Origin of the sequence: Paraburkholderia fungorum (genome assembly GCF_046027605.1) — a bacterium.
Classification (GTDB): domain Bacteria; phylum Pseudomonadota; class Gammaproteobacteria; order Burkholderiales; family Burkholderiaceae; genus Paraburkholderia; species Paraburkholderia fungorum_F.
The window spans coordinates 1-19,487 of record NZ_JAQQEF010000025.1; the positions used below are offsets into that span (position 1 = coordinate 1).

19 protein-coding genes are annotated in these 19,487 nt (G+C 62.8%); 16 read left to right on the top strand and 3 right to left on the bottom strand.

The window, feature by feature from the left end:
- The 8 genes from PQR53_RS30310 to PQR53_RS30345 all read left to right on the top strand — a co-directional run.
- Positions 1-148 (top strand): phosphate acyltransferase (locus tag PQR53_RS30310; RefSeq protein ID WP_408462673.1); only part of this gene is annotated, 148 nt, incomplete at its 5' end.
- A 702-nt stretch (positions 149-850) separates the two neighbouring features.
- Complete coding sequence (locus PQR53_RS30315) at positions 851-1,726, top strand: FAD binding domain-containing protein (protein ID WP_408462434.1); 876 nt, start codon at positions 851-853, stop codon at positions 1,724-1,726.
- A gap of 3 nt (positions 1,727-1,729) precedes the next feature.
- Positions 1,730-2,218 (top strand): (2Fe-2S)-binding protein, encoded by a 489-nt coding sequence (locus PQR53_RS30320; RefSeq protein ID WP_408462436.1) that lies wholly within the window; start codon positions 1,730-1,732, stop codon positions 2,216-2,218.
- Positions 2,211-4,565 carry a xanthine dehydrogenase family protein molybdopterin-binding subunit gene (locus tag PQR53_RS30325; protein ID WP_408462438.1) on the top strand — a complete coding sequence of 785 codons (2,355 nt, stop codon included), beginning with the start codon at positions 2,211-2,213 and terminating at the stop codon, positions 4,563-4,565. The genes PQR53_RS30320 and PQR53_RS30325 overlap by 8 nt, the downstream gene beginning before the upstream one ends.
- A 14-nt stretch (positions 4,566-4,579) precedes the next feature.
- Complete coding sequence (locus PQR53_RS30330; RefSeq protein WP_408462440.1) at positions 4,580-5,461, top strand: NAD(P)-dependent oxidoreductase; 882 nt, start codon at positions 4,580-4,582, stop codon at positions 5,459-5,461.
- Between the two features lie 9 nt (positions 5,462-5,470).
- On the top strand, positions 5,471-6,136 hold the full coding sequence (locus PQR53_RS30335) for an SRPBCC family protein (RefSeq protein WP_408462442.1): 666 nt from the start codon (positions 5,471-5,473) through the stop codon (positions 6,134-6,136).
- 68 nt (positions 6,137-6,204) lie between these two features.
- The gene (locus PQR53_RS30340; RefSeq protein ID WP_408351148.1) at positions 6,205-6,516 is read left to right on the top strand and encodes an NIPSNAP family protein; all 312 of its coding nucleotides are present in this window, start codon (positions 6,205-6,207) and stop codon (positions 6,514-6,516) included.
- An 81-nt stretch (positions 6,517-6,597) separates the two neighbouring features.
- Positions 6,598-7,755, top strand: coding sequence for a M20 aminoacylase family protein (locus PQR53_RS30345; protein ID WP_408462444.1), 1,158 nt, complete (start codon positions 6,598-6,600; stop codon positions 7,753-7,755).
- A 70-nt stretch (positions 7,756-7,825) separates the two neighbouring features.
- Here the strand turns inward: PQR53_RS30345 and PQR53_RS30350 are convergent, their stop codons facing one another.
- Entirely contained in the window at positions 7,826-8,623 is a 798-nt protein-coding gene (locus tag PQR53_RS30350; protein ID WP_408462446.1) for a DeoR/GlpR family DNA-binding transcription regulator, read from the bottom strand.
- 342 nt (positions 8,624-8,965) lie between these two features.
- On the opposite strand from PQR53_RS30350, the gene PQR53_RS30355 reads away from it, so the two are divergent.
- From PQR53_RS30355 to PQR53_RS30380, 6 genes are all read left to right on the top strand, one after another.
- A complete protein-coding gene (locus PQR53_RS30355; RefSeq protein ID WP_408462449.1) occupies positions 8,966-9,961 on the top strand; it encodes a 2-keto-3-deoxygluconate permease in 996 nt (331 codons plus the stop codon).
- Entirely contained in the window at positions 9,958-11,307 is a 1,350-nt protein-coding gene (locus tag PQR53_RS30360; RefSeq protein WP_408462451.1) for a four-carbon acid sugar kinase family protein, read from the top strand. The genes PQR53_RS30355 and PQR53_RS30360 overlap by 4 nt, the downstream gene beginning before the upstream one ends.
- On the top strand, positions 11,304-12,305 hold the full coding sequence (pdxA, locus tag PQR53_RS30365) for a 4-hydroxythreonine-4-phosphate dehydrogenase PdxA (RefSeq protein WP_408462454.1): 1,002 nt from the start codon (positions 11,304-11,306) through the stop codon (positions 12,303-12,305). The genes PQR53_RS30360 and pdxA overlap by 4 nt, the downstream gene beginning before the upstream one ends.
- An 85-nt stretch (positions 12,306-12,390) precedes the next feature.
- A complete protein-coding gene (locus tag PQR53_RS30370; protein WP_408462457.1) occupies positions 12,391-12,993 on the top strand; it encodes a TetR/AcrR family transcriptional regulator in 603 nt (200 codons plus the stop codon).
- Between the two features lie 99 nt (positions 12,994-13,092).
- Positions 13,093-14,247 carry an alcohol dehydrogenase gene (yqhD, locus tag PQR53_RS30375; protein WP_408462460.1) on the top strand — a complete coding sequence of 385 codons (1,155 nt, stop codon included), beginning with the start codon at positions 13,093-13,095 and terminating at the stop codon, positions 14,245-14,247.
- Between the two features lie 42 nt (positions 14,248-14,289).
- Positions 14,290-15,192, top strand: coding sequence for an NAD(P)-dependent oxidoreductase (locus PQR53_RS30380; RefSeq protein ID WP_408462462.1), 903 nt, complete (start codon positions 14,290-14,292; stop codon positions 15,190-15,192).
- 104 nt (positions 15,193-15,296) lie between these two features.
- Here PQR53_RS30380 and PQR53_RS30385 read toward each other — a convergent pair whose 3' ends face one another.
- Positions 15,297-16,592 (bottom strand): MFS transporter, encoded by a 1,296-nt coding sequence (locus tag PQR53_RS30385; protein WP_408462465.1) that lies wholly within the window; start codon positions 16,590-16,592, stop codon positions 15,297-15,299.
- A gap of 83 nt (positions 16,593-16,675) precedes the next feature.
- On the bottom strand, positions 16,676-17,491 hold the full coding sequence (locus tag PQR53_RS30390; RefSeq protein ID WP_408462468.1) for an N-acyl homoserine lactonase family protein: 816 nt from the start codon (positions 17,489-17,491) through the stop codon (positions 16,676-16,678).
- Between the two features lie 226 nt (positions 17,492-17,717).
- Between PQR53_RS30390 and PQR53_RS30395 the strand changes: the two genes are divergently transcribed.
- Both PQR53_RS30395 and PQR53_RS30400 read left to right on the top strand, forming a co-directional pair.
- Complete coding sequence (locus tag PQR53_RS30395) at positions 17,718-18,593, top strand: LysR substrate-binding domain-containing protein (protein ID WP_408462472.1); 876 nt, start codon at positions 17,718-17,720, stop codon at positions 18,591-18,593.
- A gap of 206 nt (positions 18,594-18,799) precedes the next feature.
- Positions 18,800-19,261 carry a hypothetical protein gene (locus tag PQR53_RS30400; RefSeq protein ID WP_408462474.1) on the top strand — a complete coding sequence of 154 codons (462 nt, stop codon included), beginning with the start codon at positions 18,800-18,802 and terminating at the stop codon, positions 19,259-19,261.
- Positions 19,262-19,487 lie beyond the last annotated feature (226 nt).

Below are 19,487 nucleotides of genomic sequence, written 5' to 3' on the forward strand. Positions count from 1 at the left end.
CGCGGGCAACAACATCGCGATTGGGCCGATGCTGCTGGGCGCGGCCAAACCGGTGCACGTGCTGACGGCTTCGGCCACCGTGCGCCGGATCGTCAACATGACGGCGCTGCTGGTGGCGGATGTTGTGGGCGCCCGCATGAACGGTTAATGGTTCGGCCGCGGTTTGATCACGCGGCGATACAGCAAAGCAATCACGCGTTGCACGATGCCCGCGAGGACACACTCGTTTCGGCAACGCGAGCTACATCTACTCGAACGACAATACGGTGCCCTCCGACGCGGTGATTGCGATGCTCGCCTTTCTACTCAGCATGCCTTCACTGCTGTCGGCGCCGGAACCCGGCTGAGCGTGGCGCGCTGCGCTCAGCCGATTTGGCGAATTCGGCGGCCCGCACATATCACTATCTAATCGCCTTCGTCGCGCCTGCGACTCACGTGCGTCCGCCCTGCGCGGCTCTCTGTGCGTGCCCGATCTCTGCAGAATTCCCACCACATTGCTCTCGTACAGCGCCTTCTGGTATCAAATCTTATCCTATCGATCGTCGCTTGACGATCACGCGTACTGTGATTGAACTGAGGGATCCGTCGGATGAAATGGCGGAAATACCCGGAAAAACAGTGAGATGTGGCTAGGCGCTCAGCGGTAACCTCAGACGAAAATTTTTTCGCATAAATTGTATGTCGTCAATTGACGATTTGTTTTCGTGCAGATATCGTTCGGGCAGTCGATGTTTTTTCGTATTGGCCAGGAGCGTTCCTGCAAGCTCGGTGAACGCGTGACCTGCCGATCAACCGCCGCCGTCTGCACCTTCGATCAGACGAGCGGTGTGACCCTGAAGGCGCCGAACGCATGAAACCCGCGGTATTTTCGTATCACCGGCCTCACACGCTTGAAGATGCGCTGTCGCTGCTCGCGCTGCACGGCTTTGACGCCAAAGTCATCGCAGGCGGCCAAAGCCTCGCCCCGATGATGAACATGCGCTTTGCGCAGCCGGCCCATCTGATCGACCTCAACGCATTGCCGCAACTCAGCGGCGTGACGCTTGCGGGTGAGTCGCTATCCATTGGCGCGATGACGCGGCATCACGAAGTGGCCACCAGCAGCACGGTGCGCGCCGCTTGCCCGCTGCTCGCGGATGCGGCCGCGACGATTGGACACTACGCGATCCGCCAGCGGGGCACGCTTGGGGGCAGTCTTGCGCATGCGGATCCGGCTGCGCAAATGCCGCTCATCGCCAGCACGCTGGGTGCGCGCATCGAAATTGTCGGACCGGACGGTAGCCGTGAGGTGCCGGCCGCAGCGTTCCTGATTGCGGTGATGACGACCGATCTCGCTGCTGAAGAAATCATTCGAGCCGTGCATTTCCCGGTTGCACGCCCGGGCGAGCGGCACGCATTTGAAATCTTTAGCAGGCGGCACGGCGACTTCGCGATTGCGGCTTGCGCACTCACCGCTGTGCTCGACGGTAACCGATTCTCCAGCCTGCGCATCGGCCTTGGCGGCGTGGCGGACGCCCCGCTAGTGCTGGACGAACTCGCGGCGGGCTTCGCCGGCGCTCCGGTCGATGCGCCGACTCTTGCCGCCATCGCCGACGCGGCGGCCGGCGCTATCGATCCATACGATCAACCGGACATCAGCGCCGCTTACCGGCGCGATCTCGTCAAGGTACTCACGGCGCGCGCGTTGCAACGCGCGACGCAGCCGGTCCGCACGACCTCGAATTGAGTCATGGAAAAGAAAACTATTTATCTCACTGTGAACGGCACCCGTCACGAAGTGCATTGCGAACCTCGCAAGCTCCTTTCGGATGTGCTTCGTGAAGATTGCCGTCTGACCGGCACGCACGTCGGCTGCGAGCACGGCGTTTGCGGCGCATGCACCGTGCTGATCGACGGCCGTCCGTCGCGCTCGTGCCTCGCCTACGCCGTTCAGATGGACGAAGCGCAGATCACCACGATCGAATCCGTCGCGCAGGATGGCCGACTCTCGGCGCTGCAGCAGGCGATGCATGAGTGTCATGGCCTGCAATGCGGCTTTTGCACGCCGGGCATCGTGATGACCTTCGAGGCTTATCTGCGCGAGCACCCACGCCCATCCGAGGCCGAGGTGCGTGAGGCGCTGTCCGGCAACCTGTGCCGCTGCACCGGGTACCAGAACATCGTACGGGCGATCCTGCTGGCGGCTGCGCGGATGCGCGGGGAGACCGCCGATGTCTGAGCCGACGTTTCGCTACCTCAACAAGGCGGTGCCGCGCACCGAAGACTATCGACTGCTGACAGGCTATGGTCGGTATCTCGACGATATCGAGATCGCGGGCGCTCTGCATGTGAGCTTCGTGCGTTCGCCGCATGCGCATGCGCGAATCGTTTCAGTGGATACCACGGCGGCCGCCGGCATGCCGGGTGTCGTGAGCGTCGTCACCGGACGGGAGCTAGCCCAGTGGACCACGCCGATGCGCGTCGCCGCGCCGGTCGAGGGCTTGTTGCCGGTCGAGTTCGCGACGATGCCGACCGACGTCGTGCGCTTTCAGGGCGATCTCGTGGCGTGTGTGGTTGCGACCGACCGCTATCTCGCGGAAGACGCGGCGGAACAGGTCATGGTCGAGTTCGAGCCGTTGCCTGTGGTGACCGATATGTGGCAAGCGCTCGAAGCCGATGCCGCGCAAGTCGACCCCGGCGTGCCCGGCAACCTGGTGTCGCACCAGACCTACTCGAACGGCGACCCGCAGCGCGTGATCCAGCACGCTTACCGCGTGGTCGAGGCGACCTTCCAGCAGCAGCGGCAGACCCATGTGCCCATCGAAACGCGCGGTTGCGCGGCAGTCTGGGACGCGGGGCGCGACCACCTGACGTTCCACATCGGAACCCAGGTGCCGCATCCTTTGCGCACGCAGCTCGCACAACGGCTCAGGCTCAGCGAGTCGCAAGTAACGGTGATCTCGCCTGACGTCGGGGGGTCGTTCGGTCAGAAGATCGCCTTGTATCGCGAAGAGCTGACCGTGGCCGCACTCGCACGTCATCTGAAGCGGCCGGTGCGCTGGCGCGAAGACCGCCTCGAGAATCTGACCGCGGCGGCCAATTCGCGCGAAGACTTCTGCCGCACGCGCGCCGCCGTGGATGAGCACGGCACGCTGCTCGCACTCGATCTGGAGATCCGCGAAGACTTCGGCGCGTATTGCTTCTTTCCGGCGAACTATCTCGCGCGCGTCGTCGCGATGGTGTTGAGCGGACCGTACCGGTTGCAGGACTACGCGTTCGACGTGAAGGTCGTGCTCAGTCACAAATGCGGCAACGCCCCCATGCGCGCGCCGATGTCCATCACCAGCTGGGTCATGGAAGGCACGATGGAAGCGATCGCGCGCGAACTGAAGCTGGATCCGGTCGACGTGCGCCGCCGCAACCTCTTGATGCCGGAAGAACTGCCGTACCGCACGGCCACCGGCGAATTGCTGGCCGACATCACGCCGTCCCAGACCTTCGAGGCGGTGCTGGAAGCCTTCGATTACGACGCGTTTCGCGCCCGCCAGCAGGCTGCGCGGGCGGCCGGCCGCTATCTTGGGCTTGGCCTGTGCAATGTGGTCGAGCCGACCACGTACGGCTCGCGCTTCTATAAATCGGCCGGTATTCCGGGCTCGGGCCACGAGGCAAGCTGGATCCGTATCGAGCCGAGTGGCGTCGTGAACGCGTCGGTGGGTCTCGGCCCCAGCGGGCAGGGCTATGAAAGCGCCATGGCCAATGCGGTGGCCGAAGGCCTGGGTGTGCTTCCTTCGAGCGTGCGTATTCAGATGGGTCACACGGATATCGCGCCCTACGGGATGGGCAGCCGGGGCGCCCGCAGCGGAACGGCGGGCGGCGGCGCGCTTTATTTGTGCGCGCTCGATGCACGCCGCAAGGTGCTCGCCATTGCCGCCGGTTGTCTCGAACTGCCTGATAGCGACGCGCTTCGGCTTGTCGATGCGCGCGTCGAGCGCCGTAGCGGCGACGCGTGGGTCGACACGGGTCTGACGCTCGCCGACGTGGCGCGGCGTGCCTATATGGATCCTACGGCGCTGCCGGAAGGCCTCACGCCTGGCCTCGAGTTTCACCTGACCTACGATCCGCCGCCGATGACCTACTCGAATTCGACGCATGGATGCGAGATCGAACTGGACGTGGCCACCGGTGCGATCCATTTTGCGCGCTACGTGATCGCCGAAGACTGCGGCACGCTGCTCAATCCCACCGTGGTGACAGGGCAACAACATGGCGCCGTGGCGATGGGGCTGTCCGGCGCGTTGTTCGAGCACACGCGCTACGACGAAACGGGACAGAACGTGACCGGCTCGCTGGCCGACTACCTGATCGCCACGTCGACTGAATTACCCAATTTCGAAATCATCCCGTTGCATACGCCTAGCCGCGCGACGGCGGCGGGCATCAAAGGGATGGCCGAAGGCGGCGTGATGGGCGCGCTCGGCGCCCTGACCAACGCCGTGAACGACGCGTTGGCGCCATTCGGCGTGGTGGCGGACCGTCATCCTTTGACACCCATGCTCTTGCGCGACCTGTTGCGCGACAAACTCTGACCGGATCAACAATCATGAATCAATCTGCAAGCAAACCCGCTGTCGGCTTTATCGGCCTCGGCATCATGGGCGCCTCGATGGCAGCGCGACTCGCCGCGGCCGGCTATCCGCTGCACGTCTATAACCGTACCCGCGCGAAGGCCGAGCCGCTCATCGAGGCGGGCGCAACCTGGCATGCCACCCCCAAGGCGCTCGCTGAAGCATCCGACGTGGTCATCACGATCGTCGGCATGCCGGACGACGTGCGCGCGCTGTACCTCGGCGACGACGGTCTGATCGCGAACGCGCGACCCGACGCCGTGCTGATCGACATGACGACTTCGAGCCCGCAACTGGCCGAAGAGTTAGCCGCGCACGCTGCAGCTCGCGGCGTGCAAATGCTGGACGCGCCGGTTTCGGGCGGCGATATCGGCGCGCGCGAGGGACGGCTGTCGATCATGGTGGGCGGCGCGGCTGACGCGCTCGCGCGCGTCGAGCCGATGCTGCGCTGCCTCGGCACGAACATCGTGCTGCAAGGCGGACCGGGCGCGGGTCAGCACACCAAGCTGTGCAATCAGATCGTGATCGCCTCGACGATGCTCGGCGTGTGCGAAGGCCTGGCCTATGCGCACAGCGCCGGACTGGATCCGCAGACCGTATTGAGCGCGATCGGCGGCGGCGCCGCTGGCGGCTTCCAGTTGAATAACCTGGGGCCGCGCATCGCCAAAGGCGATTTCGCGCCGGGCTTCTTTATCGAGCATTTCATCAAGGACATGCGGATCGCGCATGAGGAAGCCACGCACATGGGACGTGAGCTGCCGGGTCTGGACCTGGTGCGCGGTCTTTATCAGAAGCTCGCTGAGCAAGGCTTCACGCGGAACGGCACCCAGGCGCTCTTCAAACTCTACGAGCGCTGAGGTGCGCCCATGAAGTTAGCTGATCAGTGCATTCTCCCCGCGCCACCCGAAGCCGTGTGGCGTGCGCTGAACGATCCTGCCGTGCTGGAGGCGTGTCTGCCCGGGTGTAAATCGCTCGCGATGCTGGATGAGCGGCATTTCGAGTCAACCGTGCAGATTCGCGTGGGTCCGGTGGCGGCGACCTTCAAAAGCAATGTGGCGCTGTCGGATCTCGATCCACCCAGGGCTTACACGATTGTCGGCACAGGCAATGCGGGCGCGGTCGGCTTTGCCAAGGTCACTGCGCGCGTGCAACTCGAACCGGAAGGCGAGACGACCGTGCTCGCGTACGACGCGGATGTCGAAATTGGCGGAAAGCTGATGAGTGTGGGGTCGCGCCTGATTCAGTCCGCGGCGGGCAAGAATCTCGACGCCTTCTTTGGCGCGCTGAAGGCGCACATCGAAAAGGAGGCGGCGCCCGCGGCTGCTATCCAGGAGATCGAGCCGGCGCTGCAAACACGTCCGGACACCGCGCTACTGGCCGGCGGCGAGCAACCTCAGGTGCAGGGCGAGCCGAAGCCGTCCACCGTCACGCCCAAACCCGGCCCGACATCGGGTGCGCGGGTCTGGCTGGTCGGTGCGGGCTCGGGTCTGCTCGGCTTGCTGGTTGGATTTTTGATTGGGCACGCGGGCTGACGGTCCGCGTGACAGTGTGCCTGGCAGGCGTCGTTTTGTGAGCGGTTGATTTGCAACAGGAGGCAATCATGCTGGTGGAAATGCGTACGTATCAGATTACCGCAGGAAAGGTGGGTGAGTTTCTGCAAATCTACGAGCGCGAGGGACTCGAGATCATCAGTCAGTACGCACGGCTCAAGGGCTGCTGGACTAAAGACTCGGGCACGTTGAATTCGATCGTGTTCTGCTGGGGCTACGACGACTATGCGCATCGCGCCGCGCAGCGCGCAAAGCTCGCCGCCGATCCGCGTTGGCAGGCTTTCACGCCGCGCATCCTGCCGTATCTGGTGCATCAGGAGTCGGTATTCCTCGCGCCGGTACCGTTTTGCCCGGCGGACTGAAGCCGCAGAAGTGGTGCATTTTTTTGACCGCCGGACGGGCAACGTTGCTTGCCGTGCGACGGTCTGCTTGTGAGGTAATCAATGATTGAAGCTGAACTGCTCGACAGCATGGTGACGTGGCGTCGTGCATTGCATGCACACCCCGAGACCGCGTTCGAAGAAGTCTCGACAGCACGGCTGGTGGCATCGGTGCTGCGTGACTATGGTTATGAAGTGACCGAGGGTGTCGGAAAAACCGGTGTGGTCGGCACGCTGCGAAGGGGGAGTGGTCCCGCGCTTGGATTGCGTGCGGATATGGATGCGCTGCCGATGGTGGAGTACAACGAATTCGAGCATCGTTCGCAACACCGCGGAAAAATGCACGCGTGTGGTCACGACGGCCACACCGCGATGCTGCTGGGCGCCGCCGCATCGTTGAGCCGCGATACCGGTTGGCACGGCACGGTGCACGTGATCTTCCAGCCGGCCGAAGAAGTGGCGGGCGGCGGGCGCGTCATGGTCGAAGACGGGCTATTCGAGCGTTTCCCATGCGACGCGGTATTCGGTCTGCACAACTGGCCTGGTTTGCCGCTCGGCCATTTCGCGATCAACCGTGGCCCGATGATGGCTTCGTTCGATACCTTCGAGATTCTGGTGGACGGCAAAGGCTCGCACGCCGCGATGCCGGAAGAGGGGATCGACGCGCTGGTCTGCGCGAGCCACGTCGTGATCGCGCTGCAGACTATCGTGAGCCGGCGCGTCTCGCCGAAGGAAGCATGCGTGGTGAGCGTCACGCAGATTCATGGCGGCGAGGCGTGGAATGTGTTGCCCGATCGCGCCGTGATTCGCGGCACCGTTCGCTGCTTCGACGCCAACGTGCAGGAGCGCGTGCGGAGCTTGCTGGATGAAATTGGCACGCTCACCGCGCAGGCGCATGGCGCGAAAGCGACACTGTCTTACCGCTACGGCTACCCGGCAACGATCAATGCGCCCGCCGAAGCCGACGTCGCGCTCGATGCGGCGCGCGCGACCGTCGGCGCGCAGAGGGTGACGTTGGGCTGTAAGCCGTCGATGGCCTCGGAAGATTTCGCGTTCATGGCGCAGGCGAGGCCGGGTGCGTACGTCTGGATGGGTGTCGACGGACCCGAGCCTGGCGCTCCGCTTCACAACCCCCACTACGACTTCAATGACGACGCATTGGCTACCGGTGCGTCGTATTGGGTGAACGTCGTGAAGGCGTTTGGCGCGGCGCGTGTGTGACAGCTTCGCGGCCGTCGGGTGCGACCGCGTGGTCTGCAAGGGCCGTGCGGAGCCAACCCCGCAGGCCCTATCACTTTCCGTCAAGCAGGGGCTGGCGCGCCTGCTGCGCGGCGCTTTCGATCGTCACTTCGCTGTGCAGCAGGAACGTTGCCAATTCCGACGCGCCCGCTTGAGCATCGGTCACCAGGGTCCAGTCGCGCTCGAGGGGGGTCCAGTGCTGCTGGCTCGCGCGATCCAATTTGTGCGACGTCACCAGCACGAAGACATTGGCGGCCTGCCTGATGATGCATTCCTTCAGATAGGCCTGCTCGGCGGTCGCCTCGCAGAGCCCACGGCCGGCGACTACACCGTCCGCGCCAAGAAAGGCCTTGTCGACGGACAGGCGGTTCAACGCGATCTGCGCGAGCGGCCCGAGCGTGCTCATGCTCGAGGGCCGCAGGTCGCCGCCGATCAACGTGACCGGCACCTCGCTCGATGCGAGCAGGCCGATTGCCAGCAGGTTGTTGGTGACCACGCGAATGTCGCGGCGGCCGGCCAGCAGTCGGGCCATCGCAGCGGTGGTGGTGCCGCCGTCGAGAAAGATGGTGTCGCCATCCTGAACATGGCTCACCGCGACCTGCGCGATCGCATCCTTTTGCTCGCGGAAGCTTTCGCGCCGCAGATCGAGCGACTCCTCGGGTTCGTGAATCCCGACCGAGGCGGCCGCTCCCCCATACGTGCGCACGATGAGCCGTTCGTCGGCGAGCGCGCGCAGGTCGCGACGCACGGTGGCTTCGGACATGCCGAAATGCTCGCACAGCGCGCCTACGTCGTTCATGCCGGACAGGACGGCCTTCAGCATTGCCTCGCGGCGGTTCGTAACTTTCATGGTGATAGAGGGTAGCGGGTCGTCCGAATGGTGCGCGCAATAGACAGGAAAAGCGCCAACGGGCGTAAGTGTAATCAAACCGCCTGCTGGAGCAATGCTGGCGGCTCGCCGGCGCGGCACGCTTGCGTCTTCGTCGTGGCGACAAGCGCTGTGCGCGTTTTGATCGATTCGATCAATCTGGGTTCGTATCCCGTGTGGAGTCGCTTATTGCGGCGAATTTATGGGTCTGGATGGCTTGGTAATGATCGGATTGCGCATAGCCGTTGCGTCGAGTACACTCCGAATGATCGAATCAGTCAATTAATATGATTGAATCGGTCACTTTTCAAACAGGAGACAATGATGGCCCAACTTCCTATCAAACGCGCGATCGAACGCGTTCCGGGCGGGATGATGATCGTGCCGCTGCTGTTCGGCGCAATGGTCGCCACCTTCGTGCCGGACATGCCGAAGTTCTTCGGCTCGTTCACGAATGCGCTGTTTACCGGCGCGTTGCCGATTCTCGCCGTGTTCTATGTGTGCATGGGCGCGTCGATCGATGTAAAGGCGACGCCTTATCTGCTCAAGAAGGGCGGGGCGCTGTTCGCGGCGAAGGTGGGGTCGGCGATTGTGGTGGGTGTCGTACTGGGCCACTTTCTGGGTGAGCAGCCGGTTTCTTCCGGACTGTTCGCGGGAATGTCGACGCTGGCGGTGGTCGCCGCGATGAACGACACGAACGGCGGCCTCTACATGGCGTTAATGGGTCAATATGGCAGGTCTGAAGACGTCGGTGCTTACACGATCATGTCGCTCGAATCCGGCCCGTTCCTGACGATGGTCACGCTCGGCGTGGCCGGGCTATCGGCGTTTCCGTGGCAGACGCTGGTCGGCAGCATCCTCCCGCTCGCGGCCGGCATGCTGCTCGGCAATCTGGACCGTGAGATGCGCAGCTTTCTCGGCCGCGCTGTGCCCGTGATGATTCCGTTCTTCGCCTTGGCGCTGGGCGCGAGCCTCGACCTGCACAAAGTATGGCAAGCCGGCTTGCTCGGTATCGGCCTCGGCGTCGCGGTGGTGATTCTGACGGGCATCCCCCTGTATCTGACCGACCGGCTGACCGGCGGCACGGGTGTCGCCGGCGTGGCGGCAGCCAACACGGCAGGCAACGGAGCGGCGGTGCCGGCGCTGATTGCAGCGGCTAACCCGGTCTATGCCGAGGCCGCGAAGAGCGCGACCTTGCTGGTCGCCTCGTGCGTCGTCGTGACCGCGATCGTGTCGCCGATCCTCACCGCAGCCGTCGCAAAGCGGGTCGGCAAGCTTGCCGACGACCGCCGCGCGGCTGCATTGGAGGCGACCCGGTGAGCTGCACGAGCATTCTGATCATCGCCGACGACCTGTCCGGCGCCGCCGACTGCGCGATTGCATTTGCGGGTGCGGGACGCAGTACCGCGGTTACGCTGAACGCGTCACGCGCGATGGGCGCGGCGGAGGTGATCGCAGTGGATACGGATACCCGCCGCATGCCGCCGGCCGAAGCCGCACATTGCACCTGCGCCGCGTGGCTGGCGCAGCGCGGACCGGGTCGGCGTCTGTACAAGAAAATCGATTCAACCTTGCGTGGCAACTGGGCTGCGGAAGTCGCTGCATTGCAGCCCCTCGCGGGCCTCGCTATCGTCGCCACCGCTTTTCCTGCCACCGGGCGCACCGTGCATGAGGGCCGCGTATTCGTGCGCGGCGTGCCGCTCGAAAACACGGAAACGTGGAAGCTCGAACACGCCGCGCATTGCGCCGACCTCAATGCCATGGTCGAGGCCGCCGGCTTGCGCACCGCGGCTCTGGGTGTCGACGTACTGCGTGGCGATCCCACGGCATTGCGCAATGCCATTGCCGCGGTGGCGCGCGGCGGCGCGCAGGCGCTCATCGTCGATGCGGAAACGGACGCGGATTTGAGGGCACTCGCGCAGACGACGGCGTCGATGGACGAAGCCCTGTTCTGGGTCGGCTCAGGCGGTCTGGCTCGCGAACTGGCGTCGTTGAGCGACCTGTTCGATGTCGCCACGGAAGCAGCACAAGACGCGCCGCTGGCGCCGGAGCCGGAGCAGCAGAGAAGCGCGATCCTGATTCTGGTGGGCAGCCTCTCGGCCGTCTCGGAACAGCAATGCGCGATGCTGCGCGAGCGTGCGAGCGTGGACGAGCTGATCGTGCCGCCGGTCGTGTTGCGCACGGGCGCACTTCATCTGCAGTGGGCGGGCTGGCAAGCGCGCGTCGGCGCGCATCTGAGCGCGCACACCGATTTGCTGGTGCGGATTGGTCGCGACGATCTGTTCGATCCCGCCGAAGGCGCTCAACTGTCGGCGGCCCTCGCCTCGCTCGTCGCACCGTTTTTCACGCATCTGAGCGGCCTGATCGCGACGGGCGGCGAAACCGCGCGCGCGATGCTCGGTACCGCCGGCATCGACAGTCTGCAACTGCTTTCGGAAATCGAGCCGGGCGTGGCGGTGGGCCGCCCGCACGGCAACCCGCGCCTCACCGTCGTCACCAAAGCCGGCGCCTTTGGCAGCGAGCACGCGCTGTATGGCGCCTACCTTCATCTGCGGGGCACGCCGGAGTTCGCTCCCGGCGAGTCCGGAGCGGCTCACCCAGGCGGCGCAACGACAGCTTCGCCGGCTCGCGAAACGAACCAACGTCATTCAGGCAAAACATCATGAGCAACTATCTTCCAGTCATCGGCATCACGATGGGCGATGCAGCGGGCGTGGGTCCGGAAATTATCGTCAAGAGTTTGACGCACGAGTCCGTGTACCTGCAGTGCCGCCCGCTCGTCATCGGCGATGCGGCGCGACTTGAGCAGGCCAACCGGATTGTCGGCGGCAGCACGAAGGTGCGCCGCATCGCGAAGCCGGCGGATGCGTTATATGAACGCGGCACCATCGACTGCATCGACCTCGCGCTGATTCCCGCCGACTTGCCGTTCGGCGCACTGTCGGCGCTCGCGGGCGACGCTGCATATCAGTACATCGCGCGCGCCGTCGAACTCGCGAAGACCGACGAGATCGATGCGATCTGCACGGCGCCGCTGAATAAGGAAGCGTTGCACGCCGGCGGTCACAAGTATCCCGGCCACACTGAAATGCTCGCGCACCTCACGGGCATCGAGGAGGTGTCGATGATGCTGGTCGCGCCGCAACTGCGCGTGATTCACGTGACGACCCACATCGGCATTATCGATGCGATCCGCAAGATCGAACCGGGCCTCGTGCAACGCACGCTCGAGCGGGGTCATGCGACGCTGGTGAAGGCGGGCATTGCCAATCCGCGCATCGCCGTGTGCGGCATCAACCCGCATGCCGGCGAAAACGGCCTGTTCGGGTATGGCGAGGAAGAGGAAAAGATCGTTCCGGCCGTGCAGGTTTTGCGTGAACGCGGCTGGGACATCGAAGGCCCGCTCCCGGCCGACACGCTGTTCTTCCGTGCGGGACGCGGCGACTTCGATCTGGTGGTGGCGATGTACCACGATCAGGGCCACGGTCCGGTCAAGGTGCTCGGCCTCGAAGCCGGCGTCAACGTGACGGTCGGCCTCGATGTGATCCGCACCTCGGTCGATCATGGCACGGCGTTCGATATCGCAGGCAAAGGCATCGCCGACGAACGCAGCCTGCTCGAAGCCCTGCGTCAAGGCGCCGAACTCGCGACGCGCCGCGCCTGACGCGGCCTGACATCGATGTACGTGCGCGGAGCCGCCCACTTGCGTGGAACGGCACCGCGCCTTTAGGGCTGTAGTTGTAATGGTTATGCACACACGACGTACCGAAGACTTTCGCGAAAAGCTGCTCGAAGCGGGTGTCGCGCTGTTCGCCGAAACGGGTTATCACGGCACCGGCGTCAAAGACATCGTCGAGCGTGCCGGCGTGCCGAAGGGTTCGTTCTACAACTACTTCGAGAGCAAAGAGGCATTCGGCGCGGCGATCCTGGATCACTACGCGCAGGAGCAGGCCGCTGAATGGAAGCAGTATTCACTCGAAGCAGCGTCGCCTGATCCGCTACTCGCGCTTCGCGGCATCTACGCGCGCATCGTTGCGGACTATGAAGACTGTGACGACCGCTACGGTTGTCTGGTCGGCAATTTTGCCGGTGAGATCGCGCAGTCGAGCGATCTGTGCCGGCTCGCCGCGCGCAGGTCGGTCAATGAATGGCGTGTCGGCTGTGCCGATTATCTGCGGCGCGGCCAGGAATACGGCTCCGTGCGGCGCGATCTTTCAGCGGATGCAATGGCGGACCTGTTCTGGAATGCATGGGAAGGCAGCCTGTTGCGCATGAAGCTCGATGACTCGGTCGAGCCGCTGAAGGCTTGCGTGCATTCAATGTTCCAACTGTTTTTCAAATCCCCGCAGTAACGGTCGTAGCGAGTTTGAACGGCGTCTGGTTTCGATTCGGGCAGCCGTTTATTCCGTTTTAAGACGACCGGTCATATCAATGTAAGGAATAGAGATTCAATGCAGAACTTTACGTTTCATAACCCCACACGAATCATTTTCGGCGAAGGCCAGATTGCCGCACTCGATACGCACATCCCGCCTAACGCGCGGGTGCTGATTACGTGCGGCGGCGGCAGCATCAAGAGCAACGGCGTGCTCGCGCAAGTGCAGACGGCGCTCGGCGAGCGCGCGTGGCACGTGTTCAGCGGCATCGAGCCGAATCCCACTTACGAAACGCTGATGGAAGCGGTGGCGCTCGTCCGTGAGAAGAACATCGATTTTCTGCTGGCAGTGGGCGGCGGCTCGGTGATCGACGGCACCAAGTTCATCGCTGCCGCAGTGAAGTTCGACGGCGAGCCGTGGGACATTCTGGCCAAGCAGGCCCCGGTGCGCGACGCGATGCCGTTCGGCAGTGTGCTGACGCTACCCGCCACCGGTTCGGAAATGAACAATGGCAGCGTCATCAGCTATCGCGCGAAAGGCGACAAGCTGTTTTTCACGAGCGACGCAACCTATCCGCTGTTCTCGGTGCTCGATCCGACCACCACTTATTCGTTGCCGACGCGGCAGATTGCCAACGGTGTCGTCGATGCGTTCGTTCACATCGTCGAACAGTATCTGACCTATCCGGTGGACGCCAGGGTACAGGACCGTTTCGCCGAAGGCCTGCTGCTCACGCTAACCGAAGTCGGTCCGCAAGCGCTTGCCGAGCCGCACAACTATGAGGTGCGGGCCAACCTGATGTGGACGGCAACGCTGGCGCTGAACGGCCTGATCGGCGCCGGCGTGCCGCAGGACTGGGCGACCCACATGCTCGGCCACGAGATCACGGCGCTGCACGGACTCGATCATGCACAGACGCTCGCCGTCGTGCTGCCGGCCATGCTGAGCGTGCGCCGCGAGTCGAAGCGCGCGAAGCTGCTGCAGTACGCCGAGCGCGTCTGGAACATCACCGAGGGCAGCGAGGACGAGCGTATCAGTGCGGCGATCACGGCGACCCGCGTGTTCTTCGAACGCATGTCGGTGGGAACCCGCTTGCGCGACTACCAGATTGGCGGCCAGTCGATCAACACGCTGATCGCGAAGCTCGAAGAGCACGGCATGACGGCATTGGGCGAAAACGGTGACGTGACGCTCGACGTGAGCCGTCAGGTCTATCAATTTGCAGTCTGAAACAGGCCCGCATTCGCGCGGCTGATCATTTGGAATGTGATGATGAAAATTGGATTTGTAGGACTTGGCTCGATGGGTGCCGCGATTGCGAAGAACCTGATCGACGCGGGGCATGACGTGCAGGTGTTCAACCGGAGTCCGGCCCGCGCCGAACCGTTGCGCGAGGCGGGGGCGAGCGTCGCGTCGAGTCCCGCGCAGGCGGCGCTTGGCGCCGACGTGGTGTTCACGATGGTGGCCGACGATGCCGCGCACACAGAGGTCACGTTCGGCGACGCGGGTATCGCCACCACGCTGAAAGCGGGTGCGCTGCACATCTCGATGAGCACGATCAGTGTCGCCACCGCGCAGGATCACGCAGCGAAGTACCGTGAAGCGGGTCTTGCCTTCGTGTCCGCGCCGGTATTCGGCCGGCCGGATGCAGCGGCGGCGCGCAAGCTGTTCATCATGGCGGCCGGAGCGGATGAGCACCTCAAGGTTGCCGTGCCGCTACTCGAAACGCTTGGGCAGTCGGTCGGCATTGTCGGCGAGGATCCTTCGCAGGCCAATCTGGTGAAGCTGATCGGCAATTTCATGCTGTCCGTGATCATCGAAACGCTGGGCGAAGCGTGCGCCGTCGCGGGCAAGGCCGGCATCGATCCGATGCGGCTGGTCGAACTGTTGACGAGCGCAAACTTCAATGCGCCGCCCTACAAGATCTACGGTTCGATGATCGCGTCGCAGCAATTCCAGCCGCCGGGTTTCTCGTTGCCGCTCGGCCAGAAGGACAACCGCCTGATGCTGGCCGCCGCTGAGGCACTTGGCGTTCCGCTGCCGCTAGCAAGTCTCGTCCACGACCGGTTCCTGACGTTGCGCTCGCAAGGGCTCGGCGCTGACCATGACTGGTCGGCGGTGGCGCTGTGTGCGCTGTCCGATGCCGGCTTGAGCAACGCGCTTCACGGCGGCTGAGCGCAATGGGCACGATGCCGCTCGCTGTGAGCGGCATTCGACGTGTCGAACCGCGCGCGAGCGGGAATGTCGGGCCGTAACTGATTCAGGGCGAGTTCCCGGGTTCAGCTACGGCCCATATTCGGCTCCGCCGTCGTATCGCGCTGAGGTCCGGGTTTCGCGGTTTCCTTGATCAACATCACGAACGCACTGGTGCCGATCAGGCAGAGGCCCATGACCAACAGTCCGGCGGAGAACGAATTGGTCAGCGAGCGCGCGAAGCCGACGAAGTAAGGTCCGCCAAATGCCCCGATCATGCCGATGCCGTTGATCATGCCGCTGATTCGGGCCGTCACTTCGGGGGGGACGAGGTCGGTGGCGATCGACCAGAGTACGGGCTGCGATCCGTAAAGTGTCGCGCCGGCGATCACGAGCAGCGCCATGTTCGCCACGAACGGACTGGACTCAAAAGTTTCGCCGCCAACCAGCAGGGCCAGGCCGGAAATGGCCAGCGGTATCGCGGAAAAGAGCCGCCGGTCCAATTTGCGATCGGACCAGTAAGTCAGGATCGGCATGAGCACGATCGCGAATGCGTAGGGAATCGACGAGAGCCAGCCGATGTCGACCGGCGAAAGCCCCGGCTGTTGATGAATCACGCTGGGTAGCCAGATCACAAAGCCGAGGAAGCCGGTGTTCCAGAGGAGGATCGCCATTGCGAAGAGCCACACCGCCGGCCGCCGCAACTGTGAGCCGAATGACACCCGTGTTGATGATGGCGCTTGCGACGTATGCCGCTTGCTTTCCGAGTCCAGGTGTTCGAGCAGTTGCGCGCGATCGGCGGCTTTCAACCACTTCGCGTTGCGCGGCGAATCGGCCACGCCCCACAGCCACACAAAGACCCATACGAGCGGGAACACGCCTTCGACGATGAACAACGTGCGCCAGTCGCCGAGCTTCAGGATATAGCCGGCGATAGGACCACTCGCCATCGCGGCGAACGGGTAGCAAAGTTGCCAGATGCCATTTGCGCGAGCGCGCTCGGACGGCGCAAACCAGTTCCTGACGAACAGCAGGAAAGTCGGGAATATGCCCCCTTCGAAGACGCCGATCGCGAAGCGAACCGCGACCAGCTGCTGCGCATTGTGTACATAACCCTGCGCCATTTCGATCACTCCCCACAACACCATCAGCACGGCGATCAGCACTTTGCCGAAGCCTTTGTCGGCGATCCAGCCGCCTGGAATCTGCGAAGCGCCGTAGCCGAGAAACAGCACGCCTGACGCGAATCCGAGAATCGAGGTGGTCAGCGTGAGTTCCTTGCCCATCGACGGAATCGCAAAGCCGATGTTGGTGCGGTCCATGAACGCGATGATGAGGGTCATCATCATTACGGGCAGTAAGCGAAACCATCTTTGCTTCATCGTCTGTCTCCATGTTTCCGATGCATGGCGAGGAGGCGGCAATGAGCCCCGCGCCACAGTACATGTTTATTTTTGCTTTCAACTTACGTGTATCGATGCGGCGCCGGTTGCCATTTTTTCCAGAAGCCGGGATCGTGGCAGATCACCAGTTCACCACCGAAGAACTCACACAGCAGGCGCAGCCGCGCGATCGATGCGATCGCCTGTTCGGTCGTGTGCGCATTGCCGGGCGGCGAGGCGGGTTCGAGGTTGGCCGGGCAGAATACTGCGTCGCCGGTCATGATCATCAGCGAGCCCGACGGCAGACGCACCATCAACGATTGATGTCCCGGCGTGTGGCCCGGTGTTGTGAGCACGGCCACGCCGGGCTTGACCACCTGATCGCCGCGCAACAGTTCATACTCGATGTCGCAATCAAAGTAGGCGCGCTCGTACGGCCGCGCGGCAAAGCTGTCTGGTTGATACGCAAAGCGGTATTCCGAACTCTGTACCAGGAAGCGTGCATGAGGGAACAACAGATTGCCGCCGGAGTGATCCCAGTGGAAATGGCTGTTGATGACGATCTTGACGTCCTCTGGCGTGTGACCGAGCTCGGCTAGCCGGGCGCGAATGTCGTCTTGCCGGTCATAGCGCGCGATCATTTCGGAAAACCGCTTCATCGACAGGCAGGGATCGGCGCCATCAATGCGTTCGCAGTCATGCGGCAGAAGACCGGTATCGAACAGAATATGTTCACCGTCTGTCATCTCGATCAATGCGCCGGTCACGGGAACCTCGACCCGAGTGCCTATTCCGCGCCGCATCGTCAATGACGACTGGTCGTTGATCAGCGTGCCCAGGTTGAATAGCGCAACGCTTTTGACAAGCGTATCGGTTGCGCCGGATAGGCTGGCTGGCACCGTCATCGTCTCCTTCCTTTTATGAATCGCCAAGCGCCCGGTCGCGCCTTTTCTGGTCCATCAGCCATGCCAGGTGATGACATTCTCAGAACAGCCGGTTGATCGACGTCGCAGCCAGATTCGACTGGCTACGGACGCACTGGGGGAATGTTTGCGACGAGTATGCTAGGCATCGCCCCTCAGAAGAAGTAGTCTTTACTTTCTTCAAAACATAAAATTTCTTTCGATGGACTCCCGTTATCTTCAGAGCTTTGTCTACGTGGTCGAGTTTGGCTCGATCGCGGAAGCCGCCCGCCGGCTCGACCTGACGCCGGCCGCGGTGGCACAGCGCGTGAAGATGCTCGAAACGGAGCTGGGCGGGCAGCTCGTGCGCCGCTGCGGGCGCACCGTTGGTACGACGGAGGCCGGCGAGCGCATCCTCGAACGCGCTCGCAAGGTGCTGCACGAGATCCGCGATCTGAAGTCGGATCTGGAGAATCCGTCGACGCTGGGTGGACAACTGCGCCTCGGCGGCATGGGCACGATGATGACGAGTCTGATCCCCGTCATGCTTGCCGAACTGCTGGCGCGTCACCCTGGCATCGATTTTTATCTTGAGCCCGGTACCTCGCACGACCTGTACCGGAAAGTGGTCAGTGGTGATCTGGATGCCGCAATCGTCGCGCGACCGCCGTTCAATCTGCCGAAAAGTTGCGACTGGCACACGTTCAGGGAAGAGCCGCTCGTGCTGCTGACACCTGCCGCGATGAAAGTGACCGATCCGCACGTCACGTTGCAGACGGAACCGTTTCTCCGTTACGACCGCAATGTTGTCGGCGGGCAGCTCGCCGAGAGCTACCTTCGGCAACATGGCATTACGCCGCATCAACGCTGCGAGCTGGACGGGCTCGGCGCGATTGCCGCGCTGGTGGACCGCGGTCTTGGCGTCTCACTCGTACCCGACTGGACGACCAAACCCCTCACCGATCTATCACTTGCCAAATGGCCGCTGCCGTATCCCTTTCAGAAGCGCGTGGTCGGGTTGATATGGGGACGCTCCTCTGTCCGTATCCGATTGATCCAGGCCTTTCTGCAAGTGGCCTCGGAGTTTCAGTGCGGCTAAGCGGCAGAGTACCGTCACAATTGATTGTCACAATACGGCCTTGGCGATATCGCTATAGAATTGACACAACCCAACCGTGAATGTCGATTATTCGCGTGTCAGTAGGGCCGTTTCGCAACTCTCTATTCGATACACTCTCAATGTCCCATAGTACTCGCCGGCCCACGGGCCGCGCTTCTGTTGGTCGGCGTCACCAGAGCAAGCAGATGCTGCTCCCCATGACGAACCAGGCTGCCTCTGATATCTCGCTCGCGAATCACCTTGCTCTTGCGGTTTGTCGCAAAGGGCAAGGAAACGTTCATCTGATTAATGAGCTGAATAGAGTCGTATGCCTGACGTACTACTTACAAGAGGCCGGATTCGGTAATGTACCTGTCGGTTTGTATCGACAAGCGGAGGCTGCATTGGATCAGGCCGCTGGCAGGGCGCAGTATGACGGAGTGTGTCAAATCAGCGCGGAAGTCGCGAGTATGCTCGAAGAAATTCTGGCCATTCACGATCAGCAACTGACAGTGGCTGCGACCCGGCACGTGATCGAGGCCAAAGCACGGTTCTCCAGATTCATCAAAAGCGATCTTCGTTCGCCGATTCCAGATGACGCACAGACGGCTGAGCGCCGCGACGAGACCGAGCTCAACGTTTCCGCGACCGCCAGCAGCTTGCAATAGTCCGAACAGGGAACGCGCTCCGAAGTACTCGAAAAAAAGGGGCATGCCGTTCCCGCGTCGTGCAGCAGCGCTCAATTCGCGCCGCGTTCCTTTTGCTATCCGACGAGTTATGTCCCGGGTCGAGGTTGCTCGTCGGGCATATCAATTTGCTGGATTGAATATTCAGTAACAGATAGCGGCCAAAGGAAAGTTTAGTTAATCGCCGCGTAACTCAAGACATCGGAGC

What these genes read in the sequence shown, in the direction of transcription:
- PQR53_RS30335 (WP_408462442.1), top strand. Translation starts at nt 5,471, where the DNA reads ATGAAGTTAGCTGATCAGTGCATTCTCCCCGCGCCACCCGAAGCCGTG.
- PQR53_RS30340 (WP_408351148.1), top strand. Translation starts at nt 6,205, where the DNA reads ATGCTGGTGGAAATGCGTACGTATCAGATTACCGCAGGAAAGGTGGGT.
- PQR53_RS30315 (WP_408462434.1), top strand. Translation starts at nt 851, where the DNA reads ATGAAACCCGCGGTATTTTCGTATCACCGGCCTCACACGCTTGAAGAT.
- PQR53_RS30395 (WP_408462472.1), top strand. Translation starts at nt 17,718, where the DNA reads ATGGACTCCCGTTATCTTCAGAGCTTTGTCTACGTGGTCGAGTTTGGC.
- PQR53_RS30380 (WP_408462462.1), top strand. Translation starts at nt 14,290, where the DNA reads ATGAAAATTGGATTTGTAGGACTTGGCTCGATGGGTGCCGCGATTGCG.
- PQR53_RS30370 (WP_408462457.1), top strand. Translation starts at nt 12,391, where the DNA reads ATGCACACACGACGTACCGAAGACTTTCGCGAAAAGCTGCTCGAAGCG.
- PQR53_RS30350 (WP_408462446.1), bottom strand. Translation starts at nt 8,623, where the DNA reads ATGAAAGTTACGAACCGCCGCGAGGCAATGCTGAAGGCCGTCCTGTCC.
- PQR53_RS30345 (WP_408462444.1), top strand. Translation starts at nt 6,598, where the DNA reads ATGATTGAAGCTGAACTGCTCGACAGCATGGTGACGTGGCGTCGTGCA.
- PQR53_RS30355 (WP_408462449.1), top strand. Translation starts at nt 8,966, where the DNA reads ATGGCCCAACTTCCTATCAAACGCGCGATCGAACGCGTTCCGGGCGGG.
- PQR53_RS30385 (WP_408462465.1), bottom strand. Translation starts at nt 16,592, where the DNA reads ATGAAGCAAAGATGGTTTCGCTTACTGCCCGTAATGATGATGACCCTC.
- PQR53_RS30320 (WP_408462436.1), top strand. Translation starts at nt 1,730, where the DNA reads ATGGAAAAGAAAACTATTTATCTCACTGTGAACGGCACCCGTCACGAA.
- yqhD (WP_408462460.1), top strand. Translation starts at nt 13,093, where the DNA reads ATGCAGAACTTTACGTTTCATAACCCCACACGAATCATTTTCGGCGAA.
- PQR53_RS30330 (WP_408462440.1), top strand. Translation starts at nt 4,580, where the DNA reads ATGAATCAATCTGCAAGCAAACCCGCTGTCGGCTTTATCGGCCTCGGC.
- PQR53_RS30400 (WP_408462474.1), top strand. Translation starts at nt 18,800, where the DNA reads ATGCTGCTCCCCATGACGAACCAGGCTGCCTCTGATATCTCGCTCGCG.
- PQR53_RS30325 (WP_408462438.1), top strand. Translation starts at nt 2,211, where the DNA reads ATGTCTGAGCCGACGTTTCGCTACCTCAACAAGGCGGTGCCGCGCACC.
- pdxA (WP_408462454.1), top strand. Translation starts at nt 11,304, where the DNA reads ATGAGCAACTATCTTCCAGTCATCGGCATCACGATGGGCGATGCAGCG.